The sequence below is a fragment of the Pseudarthrobacter sp. O4 genome, assembly GCF_050157025.1.
Classification (GTDB): Bacteria; Actinomycetota; Actinomycetes; order Actinomycetales; family Micrococcaceae; genus Arthrobacter.
Genome location: NZ_CP189591.1, coordinates 2,200,598 through 2,215,853, shown reverse-complemented (window position 1 = coordinate 2,215,853; position 15,256 = coordinate 2,200,598). Strand labels below are relative to the sequence as shown.

Below are 15,256 nucleotides of genomic sequence, written 5' to 3'. Positions count from 1 at the left end.
GTGTGGTCTGGTGTTTTTGGCTGGTTTCAAATTTTGTGCAGCCTTCGCGTCCCGTTTTCCCGGGGGTGTTGGTTGTGTCTGTTTTTGTTTTACTTCAACGGAGAGTTTGATCCTGGCTCAGGATGAACGCTGGCGGCGTGCTTAACACATGCAAGTCGAACGATGACCCGGTGCTTGCACCGGTGATTAGTGGCGAACGGGTGAGTAACACGTGAGTAACCTGCCCTTAACTCTGGGATAAGCCTGGGAAACTGGGTCTAATACCGGATATGACTCCTCATCGCATGGTGGGGGGTGGAAAGCTTTATTGTGGTTTTGGATGGACTCGCGGCCTATCAGCTTGTTGGTGAGGTAATGGCTCACCAAGGCGACGACGGGTAGCCGGCCTGAGAGGGTGACCGGCCACACTGGGACTGAGACACGGCCCAGACTCCTACGGGAGGCAGCAGTGGGGAATATTGCACAATGGGCGCAAGCCTGATGCAGCGACGCCGCGTGAGGGATGACGGCCTTCGGGTTGTAAACCTCTTTCAGTAGGGAAGAAGCGAAAGTGACGGTACCTGCAGAAGAAGCGCCGGCTAACTACGTGCCAGCAGCCGCGGTAATACGTAGGGCGCAAGCGTTATCCGGAATTATTGGGCGTAAAGAGCTCGTAGGCGGTTTGTCGCGTCTGCCGTGAAAGTCCGGGGCTCAACTCCGGATCTGCGGTGGGTACGGGCAGACTAGAGTGATGTAGGGGAGACTGGAATTCCTGGTGTAGCGGTGAAATGCGCAGATATCAGGAGGAACACCGATGGCGAAGGCAGGTCTCTGGGCATTAACTGACGCTGAGGAGCGAAAGCATGGGGAGCGAACAGGATTAGATACCCTGGTAGTCCATGCCGTAAACGTTGGGCACTAGGTGTGGGGGACATTCCACGTTTTCCGCGCCGTAGCTAACGCATTAAGTGCCCCGCCTGGGGAGTACGGCCGCAAGGCTAAAACTCAAAGGAATTGACGGGGGCCCGCACAAGCGGCGGAGCATGCGGATTAATTCGATGCAACGCGAAGAACCTTACCAAGGCTTGACATGAACCGGAAACGCCTGGAAACAGGTGCCCCGCTTGCGGTCGGTTTACAGGTGGTGCATGGTTGTCGTCAGCTCGTGTCGTGAGATGTTGGGTTAAGTCCCGCAACGAGCGCAACCCTCGTTCTATGTTGCCAGCGCGTGATGGCGGGGACTCATAGGAGACTGCCGGGGTCAACTCGGAGGAAGGTGGGGACGACGTCAAATCATCATGCCCCTTATGTCTTGGGCTTCACGCATGCTACAATGGCCGGTACAAAGGGTTGCGATACTGTGAGGTGGAGCTAATCCCAAAAAGCCGGTCTCAGTTCGGATTGGGGTCTGCAACTCGACCCCATGAAGTCGGAGTCGCTAGTAATCGCAGATCAGCAACGCTGCGGTGAATACGTTCCCGGGCCTTGTACACACCGCCCGTCAAGTCACGAAAGTTGGTAACACCCGAAGCCGGTGGCCTAACCCCTTGTGGGAGGGAGCTGTCGAAGGTGGGACTGGCGATTGGGACTAAGTCGTAACAAGGTAGCCGTACCGGAAGGTGCGGCTGGATCACCTCCTTTCTAAGGAGCACCTACAAACCCAGCGCCCGTGTATGCGGGACGGATGAGTTTGTCAGGAGTACGCCCGTTGCGCAGACGCTAGTTCTGCGGCGGGTGCTCACGGGTGGAATATCAGCAGATAGCGGCCGCGTGTTCTTCTCCTTACCCAGTACGGATCCTCTCTTGAGGGGTTCCTGGAACGGTGCGGGGGCGGGTTGCATGCGGTTTAGTGTTTGGCACACTGTTGGGTCCTGAGGCAACAGGACCATGGCACGGCCGGGTTTCCTTACGGGGAGGCTTGGTTGTGGTGTGGGTTTTGTTTGTTTCTGGTTTCCTGGCTGCACCGATCATACGGTTGTGCCCCTTTTGCGGGGGTTCGTGTGGGGTGTGTGGTACGGGGTTGTTGTTTGAGAACTACATAGTGGACGCGAGCATCTTTTATAAGAAGCAATTTCCAAGAATATGAACCTGGATCTGTTGTTCTGCCTTTCTTAGGTGGAGTGATGGTTTTCATGGTTCTCTCGTGAATTAGTTTTTTGATCTTTTGTGGTCAAGTTTTTAAGAGCACACGGTGGATGCCTTGGCATTAGGAGCCGAAGAAGGACGTAGGAATCTGCGATAAGCCTGGGGGAGTCGATAACCGGACTGTGATCCCAGGGTGTCCGAATGGGGAAACCCCGCCGGGGGCGCGAGCTGCCCGGTGACCCGCATCTGAACACATAGGGTGTGTGGGGGGAACGCGGGGAAGTGAAACATCTCAGTACCCGCAGGAAGAGAAAACAATAGTGATTCCGTCAGTAGTGGCGAGCGAACGCGGATCAGGCTAAACCGTTCCATGTGTGATAGCCGGCGGGCGTTGCATGGTCGGGGTTGTGGGACTTCCCGTTCTGTCTCTGCCGGGACAGTGGGGTGAGTAGTACAGGCATAGGTGAACGGTCTTGAAAGGCCGGCCAGAGAGGGTGTGAGCCCCGTAACCGAAATGTTGTGTACCGCCTGGTGAAGTATCCCAAGTAGCACGGGGCCCGAGAAATCCCGTGTGAATCTGTCAGGACCACCTGATAAGCCTAAATACTCCCTAATGACCGATAGCGGACCAGTACCGTGAGGGAAAGGTGAAAAGTACCCCGGGAGGGGAGTGAAACAGTACCTGAAACCGTGTGCTTACAATCCGTCGGAGCCAGTCTGATTCTGGTGACGGCGTGCCTTTTGAAGAATGAGCCTGCGAGTTAGTGTTACGTCGCGAGGTTAACCCGTGTGGGGAAGCCGTAGCGAAAGCGAGTCTGAACAGGGCGTTGCAGTGGCGTGATCTAGACCCGAAGCGAAGTGATCTACCCATGGCCAGGTTGAAGCGACGGTAAGACGTCGTGGAGGACCGAACCCACTTCAGTTGAAAATGGAGGGGATGAGCTGTGGGTAGGGGTGAAAGGCCAATCAAACTTCGTGATAGCTGGTTCTCCCCGAAATGCATTTAGGTGCAGCGTTGCGTGTTTCTTACCGGAGGTAGAGCTACTGGATGGCTAATGGGCCCTACAAGGTTACTGACGTCAGCCAAACTCCGAATGCCGGTAAGTGAGAGCGCAGCAGTGAGACTGTGGGGGATAAGCTTCATAGTCGAGAGGGAAACAGCCCAGACCACCAACTAAGGCCCCTAAGCGTGTGCTAAGTGGGAAAGGATGTGGAGTTGCGAAGACAACCAGGAGGTTGGCTTAGAAGCAGCCATCCTTAAAAGAGTGCGTAATAGCTCACTGGTCAAGTGATTCCGCGCCGACAATGTAGCGGGGCTCAAGTACACCGCCGAAGTTGTGGATTTCAGATGATAGCCAAGCCGCCTCCTTTGTGGGGTTGGTTCAGGCGTCTGGAGTGGTAGGGGAGCGTCGTGTGGGCAGTGAAGTCGCGGTGTAAACCAGCGGTGGAGCCTACACGAGTGAGAATGCAGGCATGAGTAGCGAAAGACGGGTGAGAAACCCGTCCGCCGAATGATCAAGGGTTCCAGGGTCAAGCTAATCTGCCCTGGGTAAGTCGGGACCTAAGGCGAGGCCGACAGGCGTAGTCGATGGACAACGGGTTGATATTCCCGTACCGGTGAAGAACCGCCCATGCTGAACGGGGGATACTAACCGCCCGAAACCTGCCTGACCGCCCTTCGGGGCGGGAGGGTTTTGGTGGAGCGCGGGACCTGATCCCGGGAGGCAAGCGTATTAACAGGTGTGACGCAGGAAGGTAGCCGAGCCGGGCGATGGTTGTCCCGGTCTAAGGAGGTAGGGCGAACGGTAGGCAAATCCGCCGTTCATGATGCCTGAGATCTGATGGGACCCCCTCACGGGGGGATTCGGTGATCCTATGCTGCCGAGAAAAGCATCGACGCGAGGTTCCAGCCGCCCGTACCCCAAACCGACACAGGTGATCAGGTAGAGAATACTAAGGCGATCGAGAGAATTATGGTTAAGGAACTCGGCAAAATGCCCCCGTAACTTCGGGAGAAGGGGGGCCCCCATCGTGATGGACACAAGCTGTCCGGAGCGTGCAGGGGCCGCAGAGACCAGGGGGAAGCGACTGTTTACTAAAAACACAGGTCCGTGCGAAGTCGCAAGACGATGTATACGGACTGACTCCTGCCCGGTGCTGGAAGGTTAAGAGGACCGGTTAGCCGCAAGGCGAAGCTGAGAATTCAAGCCCCAGTAAACGGCGGTGGTAACTATAACCATCCTAAGGTAGCGAAATTCCTTGTCGGGTAAGTTCCGACCTGCACGAATGGAGTAACGACTTCCCCGCTGTCTCAACCATAAACTCGGCGAAATTGCAGTACGAGTAAAGATGCTCGTTACGCGCAGCAGGACGGAAAGACCCCGAGACCTTTACTATAGTTTGGTATTGGTGTTCGGAGTGGCTTGTGTAGGATAGGTGGGAGACGTTGAAGCCCGGACGCCAGTCCGGGTGGAGTCATCGTTGAAATACCACTCTGGTCACTTTGGACATCTAACTTCGGCCCGTAATCCGGGTCAGGGACAGTGCCTGATGGGTAGTTTAACTGGGGCGGTTGCCTCCTAAAAAGTAACGGAGGCGCCCAAAGGTTCCCTCAGCCTGGTTGGCAATCAGGTGTCGAGTGTAAGTGCACAAGGGAGCTTGACTGTGAGAGAGACATCTCGAGCAGGGACGAAAGTCGGGACTAGTGATCCGGCGGTACATTGTGGAATGGCCGTCGCTCAACGGATAAAAGGTACCTCGGGGATAACAGGCTGATCTTGCCCAAGAGTCCATATCGACGGCATGGTTTGGCACCTCGATGTCGGCTCGTCGCATCCTGGGGCTGGAGTAGGTCCCAAGGGTTGGGCTGTTCGCCCATTAAAGCGGTACGCGAGCTGGGTTTAGAACGTCGTGAGACAGTTCGGTCCCTATCCGCTGCGCGCGCAGGAAATTTGAGAAGGGCTGTCCTTAGTACGAGAGGACCGGGACGGACGAACCTCTGGTGTGTCAGTTGTACTGCCAAGTGCACCGCTGATTAGCTACGTTCGGATGGGATAACCGCTGAAAGCATCTAAGCGGGAAGCTCGCTTCGAGATGAGATTTCCATACACCTTGTGTGTGAGAGGCCCCCAGCCAGACCACTGGGTTGATAGGCCGGATGTGGAAGCGAGGACTAACGACTCGTGAAGCTGACCGGTACTAATAGGCCGATAACTTACACCACACACTCTCTTCGTGAACGGATTCAAAAGACGTTCACACCATGGGGAGGGTACAAAGAAACAAGACTGCTTGCGTCCACTATGTGGTTCCCAGACAACAAACCCGTTCACACGGCATGTTGTCCCAGGAACCGACAACTGAATAACAACACCACAGTTGTAACACCAGATTTCCCACCCCCACGCCCAGGCGTGGACGGTGCGGAGCAAGGGTTACGGCGGTCATAGCGTGGGGGAAACGCCCGGTCCCATTCCGAACCCGGAAGCTAAGACCCACAGCGCCGATGGTACTGCACCCGGGAGGGTGTGGGAGAGTAGGTCACCGCCGGACAACCATTAAACACGGTCGAGAGCCTCCAGACACTTCTCTGGAGGCTCTCCCGCATTTAACCCCCAAAACGACACCCAGTGCCTGCCGGCTTCGTCAGGCCAGCAGGAACGTCCGGCTACGTAACGGGCCCGCAGCTCGATTGATCATGTGCGTGGCAGGGCTGTCCTCAGCCCTGTTCCGGCCAGAAGTCGGGCCAGCCGGTCCAGACGAAGGGCAACTTGCAACGACCGATCGGCAGGGGCCATCCCCATGTGGACTGCACCCGATGTGTCAATGCTTGGCTAAAATTGACCCCTTTTTGCTGTTCTAAAATTGACCCCTTGACGGGGCCAGGGTCTGTAGTTTTGTTAGTCCTTGATGGTTGTACTGGCGAGCTGATCGCGCCGGTTCTTAGTCCGGTAGGAGTCCCCTTTCAGGGGCACGACCTCGGCGTGATGGACAAGGCGGTCAATCATCGCGGCGGCGATGATGTCGTCATTGAAAACCTCTCCCCACCGGGAAAACGTCATATTCGCGGTCAGAATCAGGGACGCATGCTCATAGCGGGAAGAGACAAGCTGGAAGAACAGATTCGCGGCATCGGCGTCGAACGGGATGTAACCTACTTCGTCGATCTATGCGGACATCCGCATAGATTGACCTATGCCGAGCCCGCGACTATGCCGAGGCTGCCGCCGGCCCGGGCTGGTGTGCGGGGACCCTGCGACTTGCGGCTCGGCATAGTTACAGGCTCTCGAGGAACGCGAGGATCTTGTCTGTTGGGTGGTATCGGCCAGGGCTCGCGGATGTTGGGGCGGTGAGAGCGAGGGCTTTCTCCTTAATGGTGATGTCGGCATGGACGTACGCGTCGGTGGACCGGACTCCGGCGTGGCCGAGCCAGAGGGCGATCACCGACGTGTCGACCCCGGCTTGAAGCAAGGTCATCGCGCAGCTGTGACGAAACACGTGAGGGTGGATTTTCTTGCCCGATAGCGATGGACATGTTCGGGCAGCGGTCGCCGCGTGTGTGCTGACCCGCAGCGCGACGGCATCGCGGGAGAGCCGCCGCCCGGTCCGGGTCGGGAACACTGGTTCGTGTGGTTTTCCGGCTCGTTCTGCCAGCCAGGAACGCAGCAGTCCCTCGACGGGAGTGGCGAGTGGAACTGCGCGTTGTTTGCGTCCTTTGCCTTCGCAGCGGACGTTCGCGCCGGTGCCCAGCATGACATCGGCGCAGTTCAGACCCGTGAGCTCGGAAACCCGCAGCCCGGTCTGGATGGCGAGGAGTATCAGGGCCCTGTCGCGCCGGCCCTCCCATCTGGACTGATCCGGGGCCGCGACGATGGCGTCGATCTCGGGCGGGGTCAGGAACGTCACGATGCGCTTGTCGAACCGTTTCGGCGGGATGGCGAGAACACGCTGGATCAGCAGCGCATGCTCCGGATGACGCAACGCGGCGTAGGCGAACAGTGAGCGGATTGCTGTCAGACGAACATTGCGGGTCCTGATGCTGTTGTTTCGCGTGGTCTCCAGATGATTGAGGAATCCAGAGATCACGGTCGCGTCCAGGTCGTCCCAATCCAGCTTTGAAGGCAACTTGCCGGTCCGAGCGTGGATGAACTCCAGGAGCAGCTTCAGGGCGTCCCGGTAGGCGGCGATGGTCCGCGGGCTGGCTTGGCGCTGTTGGGCGAGCCGGTCGGTGAGAACATCTGCAGGGTCGGTGCGATCAGCGTCATGAGCGCACCGCCGTCCAACCGGCATTCTGGCGTGCCGCGGCCAGGGCCAGCAATTCCGGCGCAGCCGAAAGATACCAGTAGGTGGATGCCGGTTCACGGTGGCCCAGGTAGGTCGATAGCCATGGAAGCTTCGCCTGCACGTCCTCGCCGGTGCGATACCAGCTGAGCAGGGTGCGGACCGCGAAAGTGTGCCGCAGATCGTGCAGCCTCGGGGCCGAGGGTGCCCCGACCCCGACCCCGGCGGCATCGACCAGTTGCCGGAATGTCTGGCATACGACCGCGTAGCAGAGGCGTCTGTGCGTCTGGGAAACGAAGAAGCTTGGCTCCTCCGGTCGGGGTTCGAGCTCGTCGCGGAGTTGGGCGTATGTGCTCAGTGCCTGCATGGCCGTGCTGTGAAGTGGAACCAGCCGGGATTTGCCGAATTTGGATTCGCGGATCAGCAGCAGGCTCTCGGACCAGTCGATGTCGCGGCGGTCAAGCTTGATTGCCTCGCCGATCCGCAGACCACCCGCTGCCAGGAGGCCAACCAGAGTCTCGTAGGTCGCGGCCCGCAGCGGCGATCGGATCAAGATGCGGGCCCTGCCCATCAGAGCTTCGATGTCGGCTGTGGAGTAGATGAACGGTCGGCGCCATCGCTGCCGGTGCGGCATCAGACCCAACGGCGGGATCTCCGTGCCGGGGTAAATGCCTGCCAGGTAGCGGGCGAACCCCCTGGCTGCCGTCATCCGCCGCGGCCCCACGGTCGTCGGCTGCCCTGTCGGCGATTGCTGCGCCCATTCCAGCGCCGCTTCTATGGTCACCGTGGACGCTCCGCGAGTGTCCAGATAAGCCACGAAGCCTGGCAGCAGCCACCGGGCCTCGGCCATTTCGTGTCCGAGCGAACGACGCAGTTGCAGGTAATCCGCGAGGTCCTGCTCCAACGCACTCACCGCACGACCCCCGGCCACGGCTGGGCAACCTGGCGCAGCGCGACCAGATCAACCTTGGCATAGAGGGCGGCCGTGGCCAGATCCTGATGGCGCAGGACCTGGCTGATCGCCACCAGGCCGGCGCCCCTGCGGAGGAGTTCCCCGGCCAGCGCGCGCCTCAGCCCGTGCGGTCCGACGTTGGGCAGGTCTGCACGTTTGCAGGCCCGCTCGACAACATCGCCGACCAGGTCGGCGCGGATCGGTCCGCGAGGTGCCCGGCAGGTCAGGAACACATGGACGGCATCCGCAGGATTCCGGCCGGAGGAGAGGTAGGTTACCAGCGCTTCGCCGACCTCTGACGGCAACGGCAACCGGTCTTGCCGGCGCGCTTTGCCGCGGACCATGAGTTCGCCGGACCGCCAGTCCACGTCTCGCAGTTCCATGCGTGCGACCTCGATGGACCGTAACCCCAGCCGCGACACCAGCATCACTATCGCGAAGTCCCTGACGCCGACCAGCGTGCTGCGGTCAAAGCTGTCGAGCAGAAGCTGAACGTCTACCGCGGACAACCCAGCAGAGGGAAGAGTCGCGAAGCGCCATCCACCCACCGCAGGAACCGACGCACCCAGACTCAACCCGGTGAGGCCCTGCAGATAGAGGAAACGCAGGACCGAACGCAGCTCGGCCACCCGGCCCTTCGCCGACCCGGCCGACACCCGGGCGAATTCCCGCAGCAGGAACGCATTGATGTCCTCCCCGGTCAGAGCCTCCGGGGCGAACACGCCACCGACAGAAGACTCCTGAAGGAAGCGCCGGGCAGTGTTCTGGTAACGAAGCACAGTGGTCAGCGCCAAGCCACGGTCCTGGACCATCCACGATCGGTACGACGCCAGAAGCGCACCCAACGGTGTCACCAAAGGCGCTCTTTCGGGGACGGCGCCCGCCTCCCGCAGGTAGCTCATCAGGGGAACCAAAGCGCGGGGACCTGGGCTCCTGCTCCGGCCAACCCTTCGCCGGGCAGATTGGAACGCGGCCACGCGTTCCTCGTTCAGATCCTCGATCCTCAGCCCCTCGGCAGAAAGCCAGAGACCGACCTGGCCTAAATCCTTCAGCATGTTCCCGACGGTGCCCGGTGTGTAGCCGCGCTGCGTCAGCCACGCCCGAAAACCCTCGACGTGCGGCCACAGTCGGCCGGCTTTCCTTCTCGTTCCCGACACTGCACTTCGCCTCCTTCATGGGAGCACGATTGCTCCCATGATCAGGCTCCTCCCCGAGTAACTATGCCGATACGCCGGAGTTCATGTCTTCGAGGAAACCAAGCGCCACTGGCCGCATTCACAGGCAGCACCGGTTGCCTCGGCATAGTCGCGGGCTCGGCATAGGTCGATTATGAGTAGCGGGTAGCGGGTAGCGGGCGAGCCTGGCCAGTTCGGTCGGGAGTTCACCCTTGGCGTGAGCCTGCTGCAGTCGGCTGATCCAGCCTGCGGCCGTATCGAAAAGCACCCGGTGCCCGGCGTGGGCGGCCTTGATGCCGAGCCCGATGGCCAGGTGTGTTTTCCCGGTTCCCGGCGGCCCTAGCAAGATCACGTTCTCCGCCGCATCGATGAAGGACGTGGTGCCCAGATGGGCTATCGTCTGCCTGGCCAGTCCAACGTTGTGGGTGTAGTCATACTCCTCCAGGGACTTCCGTGCGGGGAAATGCGCGGCGTTGATCCGCAGCTGGGTGCCGTTGGCCGCCCGGGCACTGACCTGGCGGTCCAGCACGGCGGCCAGGTACTCCTCGTAGGCCCAGCCTTCCGCCCTGGCACGTTCGGCGAGACGTTCATAGACCTCCGCGACCACCGGCGCCCGCAGCGCCCTGGCCAGGTACGCCAACTGCGCCGATGGCTTGACGGCTCCCGCAGTTCCTGGGCCCGGCTGTCCGGCCGCCGGGGCGGACAGTTCGGCAGTGGTCGTCATGACAGCGCCGGAACGCTCGAAGCGGCGCCGGTGCGGTGGCTGAAATCTATCCCGTAGAGCGCGTCGTAGTCCGGCAGTGCCCGGGCGCTGACATCGGTGGGCGGCGGGGCAGGACGGGCGTGGTTCGCCTTCCAGTACTCGGTGCGCAGCCTGCCCGCCGATTCCTTATGGGCCGGGTCCGTGATGGTCTGATGCACCGCCCAGGACCGCGGATGATCCGCCACCAGCCGGCCCTCGAGGCGGACCTGGATCCGCTCCAGCGTCCCGGCGACATCGACCATCCGTCCGACCGCCACCGGGTCAACGGAGTAATCGTTGGCGTGGACCCGGACGTAGTAATCCCGCGGCAGCCGCACGCGGTCGGCAAACCCCAGATGAGGTGCAACCGGAGGCAGGACGGCCATGGCCAACCGGTCCGCGGGCAGCCGGTCAACGGGCCTGGCCCTGTCCGGCGCACCAGCCGGGAATTGGCCCCGGGTAGCCAGGCACCGAGCTGGGTGTTGAAGTCCGCCGGGGAGGCAAAGGCACGCCCGGGCATGAACGAGGTCTCGTAAAAGTTGTTGCCGCGCTCAACGATGCCTTTATGTTCGGGCTCCCGCACGGCGACCTGGTAGATCCTGGTCCCCAGGATCCCGGCGAAGGACCGGGCCGGTTCGGTGAGTTTGTTCCTCCGTCCGATACCGCTCTCGCTGTCCCATACAAGTTCCTTGGGCACGCCGCCGAAAACACTCAACAGTGCCCACATTCCGCAGAGCAGATCAACGGTCTGCCGGGACGGGATCATCATCGCCGCGAGCATCCGGGAGAACCCGAGCACCATCACCAGTACCGGTGGCGTTCCTGTCTGCCCCGCACCAAGGGGAATCACTGCCGGCGGGAACCACAGATCACACTGCACCCGTTCCCCGGCCACGTACTCGGTCCGGTCAGTCGGATCGACACCACGGTACTCCGGCCTAAGCAACGCGACCTTCGCGCGCAGAATCGCTGATGAATGTTCCCATCCGATGCGTTCAGCGTTCAGCGTTCAGCGATCACCGTCGCCGGCATCGTCGGCACGTCCTTGAGCAACGCCCTGATCCGCGGTTCCGCCGCGTCCGTCAGGGAACCCCTGCCCGGCCGTTCATAGCGTGGAGGCGTAGCGGCCGCCAACGCCGCCCGGACCGTGTTCCTCGCCAAACCCAGCCGACGCGCGATGGTCTTGATCCCCAGATGCTCGCTGCGGTGCAGCCGCCGGATCTCTGCCCAATCTTCCATGATGATCATCCTCAATCCAACCCCGGAGGGGTCAAGATTCAAACGGCGCTATGGGGTCAGTTTTCACTAAGCAGCGACACGATGGTTGGACTTGAATTGGGAGACCGGTTTTCGGAGGTGCGGTTCGATACCGCCATTAAGGTGCACCGTCCACCCAAGCTGTCGAGGAAGCCCTGGAAGAGAGCGTCCAGCGCTTCCAGATGGATAACGCGGCGCTTAAGAAATTGAATGCTTGCTTCAGCGCGGTCACCCGTCCCGGTCCGAAAGAGCGGCCCGTGTGTTGCCTTCGGTCCACGGCTGGCATTACTGGAACCATCCCTACCGCCGGAAGCCGACGCTTCGCCGCAGTCACCGACTTCACGGACGAACTGGACACCTACATCCACTGGTATAACCACGTCCGGATCAAGGAAAAACTGAACGGCCTCAGTCCGGTGCTGTACCGGACGCAGCTCCGGCTGACTAGACTGACAGCCAGCCGCGGCAGCGCGTGGGGATCTGTTAACGCCAACCGAAAATAGGGCCATTAGTGCCAATTGAAAACGGGGCCACGGGGTTGTGGTTCTATTGTGCCGTACTGGCGGCGGGTTGGTGTTTTTTGAGCCGGTAGCTGTTGCCTTTGAGGCTGATGACCTCGGCGTGGTAGACGATCCGGTCGATCATGGCCGAGGCGATGGTCAGGTCTCCGAATACGTCGCCCCAGCGGGCAAACGGGAGGTTGGACGTCAGGATCATGGACGCGTGTTCGTAGCGGCTCGAGACGAGCTGGAAGAACAGGTTCGCGGCGTCCTGATCGAACGGGATGTAGCCTACTTCGTCGATCTATGCGGATGTCCGCATAGATCGACCTATGCCGAGCCCGCGACTATGCCGAGGCAACCGGTGCTGCCTGTGAATGCGGCCAGTGGCGCTTGGTTTCCTCGAAGACATGAACTCCGGCGTATCGGCATAGTTACTCGGGGAGGAGCCTGATCATGGGAGCAATCGTGCTCCCATGAAGGAGGCGAAGTGCAGTGTCGGGAACGAGAAGGAAAGCCGGCCGACTGTGGCCGCACGTCGAGGGTTTTCGGGCGTGGCTGACGCAGCGCGGCTACACACCGGGCACCGTCGGGAACATGCTGAAGGATTTAGGCCAGGTCGGTCTCTGGCTTTCTGCCGAGGGGCTGAGGATCGAGGATCTGAACGAGGAACGCGTGGCCGCGTTCCAATCTGCCCGGCGAAGGGTTGGCCGGAGCAGGAGCCCAGGTCCCCGCGCTTTGGTTCCCCTGATGAGCTACCTGCGGGAGGCGGGCGCCGTCCCCGAAAGAGCGCCTTTGGTGACACCGTTGGGTGCGCTTCTGGCGTCGTACCGATCGTGGATGGTCCAGGACCGTGGCTTGGCGCTGACCACTGTGCTTCGTTACCAGAACACTGCCCGGCGCTTCCTTCAGGAGTCTTCTGTCGGTGGCGTGTTCGCCCCGGAGGCTCTGACCGGGGAGGACATCAATGCGTTCCTGCTGCGGGAATTCGCCCGGGTGTCGGCCGGGTCGGCGAAGGGCCGGGTGGCCGAGCTGCGTTCGGTCCTGCGTTTCCTCTATCTGCAGGGCCTCACCGGGTTGAGTCTGGGTGCGTCGGTTCCTGCGGTGGGTGGATGGCGCTTCGCGACTCTTCCCTCTGCTGGGTTGTCCGCGGTAGACGTTCAGCTTCTGCTCGACAGCTTTGACCGCAGCACGCTGGTCGGCGTCAGGGACTTCGCGATAGTGATGCTGGTGTCGCGGCTGGGGTTACGGTCCATCGAGGTCGCACGCATGGAACTGCGAGACGTGGACTGGCGGTCCGGCGAACTCATGGTCCGCGGCAAAGCGCGCCGGCAAGACCGGTTGCCGTTGCCGTCAGAGGTCGGCGAAGCGCTGGTAACCTACCTCTCCTCCGGCCGGAATCCTGCGGATGCCGTCCATGTGTTCCTGACCTGCCGGGCACCTCGCGGACCGATCCGCGCCGACCTGGTCGGCGATGTTGTCGAGCGGGCCTGCAAACGTGCAGACCTGCCCAACGTCGGACCGCACGGGCTGAGGCGCGCGCTGGCCGGGGAACTCCTCCGCAGGGGCGCCGGCCTGGTGGCGATCAGCCAGGTCCTGCGCCATCAGGATCTGGCCACGGCCGCCCTCTATGCCAAGGTTGATCTGGTCGCGCTGCGCCAGGTTGCCCAGCCGTGGCCGGGGGTCGTGCGGTGAGTGCGTTGGAGCAGGACCTCGCGGATTACCTGCAACTGCGTCGTTCGCTCGGACACGAAATGGCCGAGGCCCGGTGGCTGCTGCCAGGCTTCGTGGCTTATCTGGACACTCGCGGAGCGTCCACGGTGACCATAGAAGCGGCGCTGGAATGGGCGCAGCAATCGCCGACAGGGCAGCCGACGACCGTGGGGCCGCGGCGGATGACGGCAGCCAGGGGGTTCGCCCGCTACCTGGCAGGCATTTACCCCGGCACGGAGATCCCGCCGTTGGGTCTGATGCCGCACCGGCAGCGATGGCGCCGACCGTTCATCTACTCCACAGCCGACATCGAAGCTCTGATGGGCAGGGCCCGCATCTTGATCCGATCGCCGCTGCGGGCCGCGACCTACGAGACTCTGGTTGGCCTCCTGGCAGCGGGTGGTCTGCGGATCGGCGAGGCAATCAAGCTTGACCGCCGCGACATCGACTGGTCCGAGAGCCTGCTGCTGATCCGCGAATCCAAATTCGGCAAATCCCGGCTGGTTCCACTTCACAGCACGGCCATGCAGGCACTGAGCACATACGCCCAACTCCGCGACGAGCTCGAACCCCGACCGGAGGAGCCAAGCTTCTTCGTTTCCCAGACGCACAGACGCCTCTGCTACGCGGTCGTATGCCAGACATTCCGGCAACTGGTCGATGCCGCCGGGGTCGGGGTCGGGGCACCCTCGGCCCCGAGGCTGCACGATCTGCGGCACACTTTCGCGGTCCGCACCCTGCTCAGCTGGTATCGCACCGGCGAGGACGTGCAGGCGAAGCTTCCATGGCTATCGACCTACCTGGGCCACCGTGAACCGGCATCCACCTACTGGTATCTTTCGGCTGCGCCGGAATTGCTGGCCCTGGCCGCGGCACGCCAGAATGCCGGTTGGACGGCGGTGCGCTCATGACGCTGATCGCACCGACCCTGCAGATGTTCTTCACCGACCGGCTCGCCCAACAGCGCCAAGCCAGCCCGCGGACCATCGCCGCCTACCGGGACGCCCTGAAGCTGCTCCTGGAGTTCATCCACGCTCGGACCGGCAAGTTGCCTTCAAAGCTGGATTGGGACGACCTGGACGCGACCGTGATCTCTGGATTCCTCAATCATCTGGAGACCACGCGAAACAACAGCATCAGGACCCGCAATGTTCGTCTGACAGCAATCCGCTCACTGTTCGCCTACGCCGCGTTGCGTCATCCGGAGCATGCGCTGCTGATCCAGCGTGTTCTCGCCATCCCGCCGAAACGGTTCGACAAGCGCATCGTGACGTTCCTGACCCCGCCCGAGATCGACGCCATCGTCGCGGCCCCGGATCAGTCCAGATGGGAGGGCCGGCGCGACAGGGCCCTGATACTCCTCGCCATCCAGACCGGGCTGCGGGTTTCCGAGCTCACGGGTCTGAACTGCGCCGATGTCATGCTGGGCACCGGCGCGAACGTCCGCTGCGAAGGCAAAGGACGCAAACAACGCGCAGTTCCACTCGCCACTCCCGTCGAGGGACTGCTGCGTTCCTGGCTGGCAGAACGAGCCGGAAAACCACACGAACCAGTGTTCCCGACCCGGACCGGG

5 protein-coding genes, 3 rRNA genes and 6 pseudogenes are annotated in these 15,256 nt (G+C 61.5%); 7 read left to right on the top strand and 7 right to left on the bottom strand.

Annotation, left to right across the window (positions count from 1 at the left end; translation table 11 throughout):
* The first annotated feature begins 94 nt into the window (after positions 1–94).
* From ACQCSU_RS10175 to rrf, 3 genes are all read left to right on the top strand, one after another.
* Positions 95–1,620, top strand: a 16S ribosomal RNA gene (locus tag ACQCSU_RS10175).
* Positions 1,621–2,147: 527 nt separating this feature from the next.
* A 23S ribosomal RNA gene (locus ACQCSU_RS10170) occupies positions 2,148–5,287 on the top strand.
* 212 nt (positions 5,288–5,499) lie between these two features.
* Positions 5,500–5,616, top strand: a 5S ribosomal RNA gene (rrf, locus tag ACQCSU_RS10165).
* Together the 16S, 23S and 5S rRNA genes form the textbook arrangement of a ribosomal RNA operon.
* 347 nt (positions 5,617–5,963) lie before the next feature.
* On the opposite strand, the pseudogene ACQCSU_RS10160 reads toward rrf, so the two are convergent.
* The 6 genes and pseudogenes from ACQCSU_RS10160 to istA form a co-directional block, all read right to left on the bottom strand.
* Positions 5,964–6,230: pseudogene (locus ACQCSU_RS10160) on the bottom strand (ATP-binding protein); the annotation flags it as partial.
* A 109-nt stretch (positions 6,231–6,339) separates the two neighbouring features.
* Positions 6,340–7,353 carry a tyrosine-type recombinase/integrase gene (locus ACQCSU_RS10155; RefSeq protein ID WP_426979591.1) on the bottom strand — a complete coding sequence of 338 codons (1,014 nt, stop codon included), beginning with the start codon at positions 7,351–7,353 and terminating at the stop codon, positions 6,340–6,342.
* Positions 7,325–8,257, bottom strand: coding sequence for a tyrosine-type recombinase/integrase (locus tag ACQCSU_RS10150; protein ID WP_426979589.1), 933 nt, complete (start codon positions 8,255–8,257; stop codon positions 7,325–7,327). Before ACQCSU_RS10150 ends, ACQCSU_RS10155 begins: the two co-directional genes overlap by 29 nt.
* Positions 8,254–9,453 carry a tyrosine-type recombinase/integrase gene (locus ACQCSU_RS10145; RefSeq protein ID WP_426979590.1) on the bottom strand — a complete coding sequence of 400 codons (1,200 nt, stop codon included), beginning with the start codon at positions 9,451–9,453 and terminating at the stop codon, positions 8,254–8,256. Before ACQCSU_RS10145 ends, ACQCSU_RS10150 begins: the two co-directional genes overlap by 4 nt.
* Positions 9,454–9,637: 184 nt before the next feature.
* Positions 9,638–10,111 (bottom strand): annotated as a pseudogene (locus ACQCSU_RS10140) (ATP-binding protein); the annotation flags it as partial.
* 80 nt (positions 10,112–10,191) lie between these two features.
* A pseudogene (istA, locus tag ACQCSU_RS10135) lies at positions 10,192–11,461 on the bottom strand (IS21 family transposase).
* 353 nt (positions 11,462–11,814) lie between these two features.
* On the opposite strand from istA, the pseudogene ACQCSU_RS10130 reads away from it, so the two are divergent.
* Positions 11,815–11,973: pseudogene (locus tag ACQCSU_RS10130) on the top strand (IS3 family transposase); the annotation flags it as partial.
* A 43-nt stretch (positions 11,974–12,016) separates the two neighbouring features.
* On the opposite strand, the pseudogene ACQCSU_RS10125 reads toward ACQCSU_RS10130, so the two are convergent.
* Positions 12,017–12,274 (bottom strand): annotated as a pseudogene (locus ACQCSU_RS10125) (ATP-binding protein); the annotation flags it as partial.
* Between the two features lie 191 nt (positions 12,275–12,465).
* Between ACQCSU_RS10125 and ACQCSU_RS10120 the strand changes: the two are divergent.
* The 3 genes and pseudogenes from ACQCSU_RS10120 to ACQCSU_RS10110 all read left to right on the top strand — a co-directional run.
* Positions 12,466–13,665, top strand: a complete 1,200-nt coding sequence (locus ACQCSU_RS10120) for a tyrosine-type recombinase/integrase (RefSeq protein WP_426979590.1) — start codon at positions 12,466–12,468, stop codon at positions 13,663–13,665.
* Complete coding sequence (locus ACQCSU_RS10115; protein ID WP_426979589.1) at positions 13,662–14,594, top strand: tyrosine-type recombinase/integrase; 933 nt, start codon at positions 13,662–13,664, stop codon at positions 14,592–14,594. The genes ACQCSU_RS10120 and ACQCSU_RS10115 overlap by 4 nt, the downstream gene beginning before the upstream one ends.
* A pseudogene (locus ACQCSU_RS10110) lies at positions 14,591–15,238 on the top strand (tyrosine-type recombinase/integrase); the annotation flags it as partial. The gene ACQCSU_RS10115 and the pseudogene ACQCSU_RS10110, both read left to right, overlap by 4 nt.
* Positions 15,239–15,256: the final 18 nt, after the last annotated feature.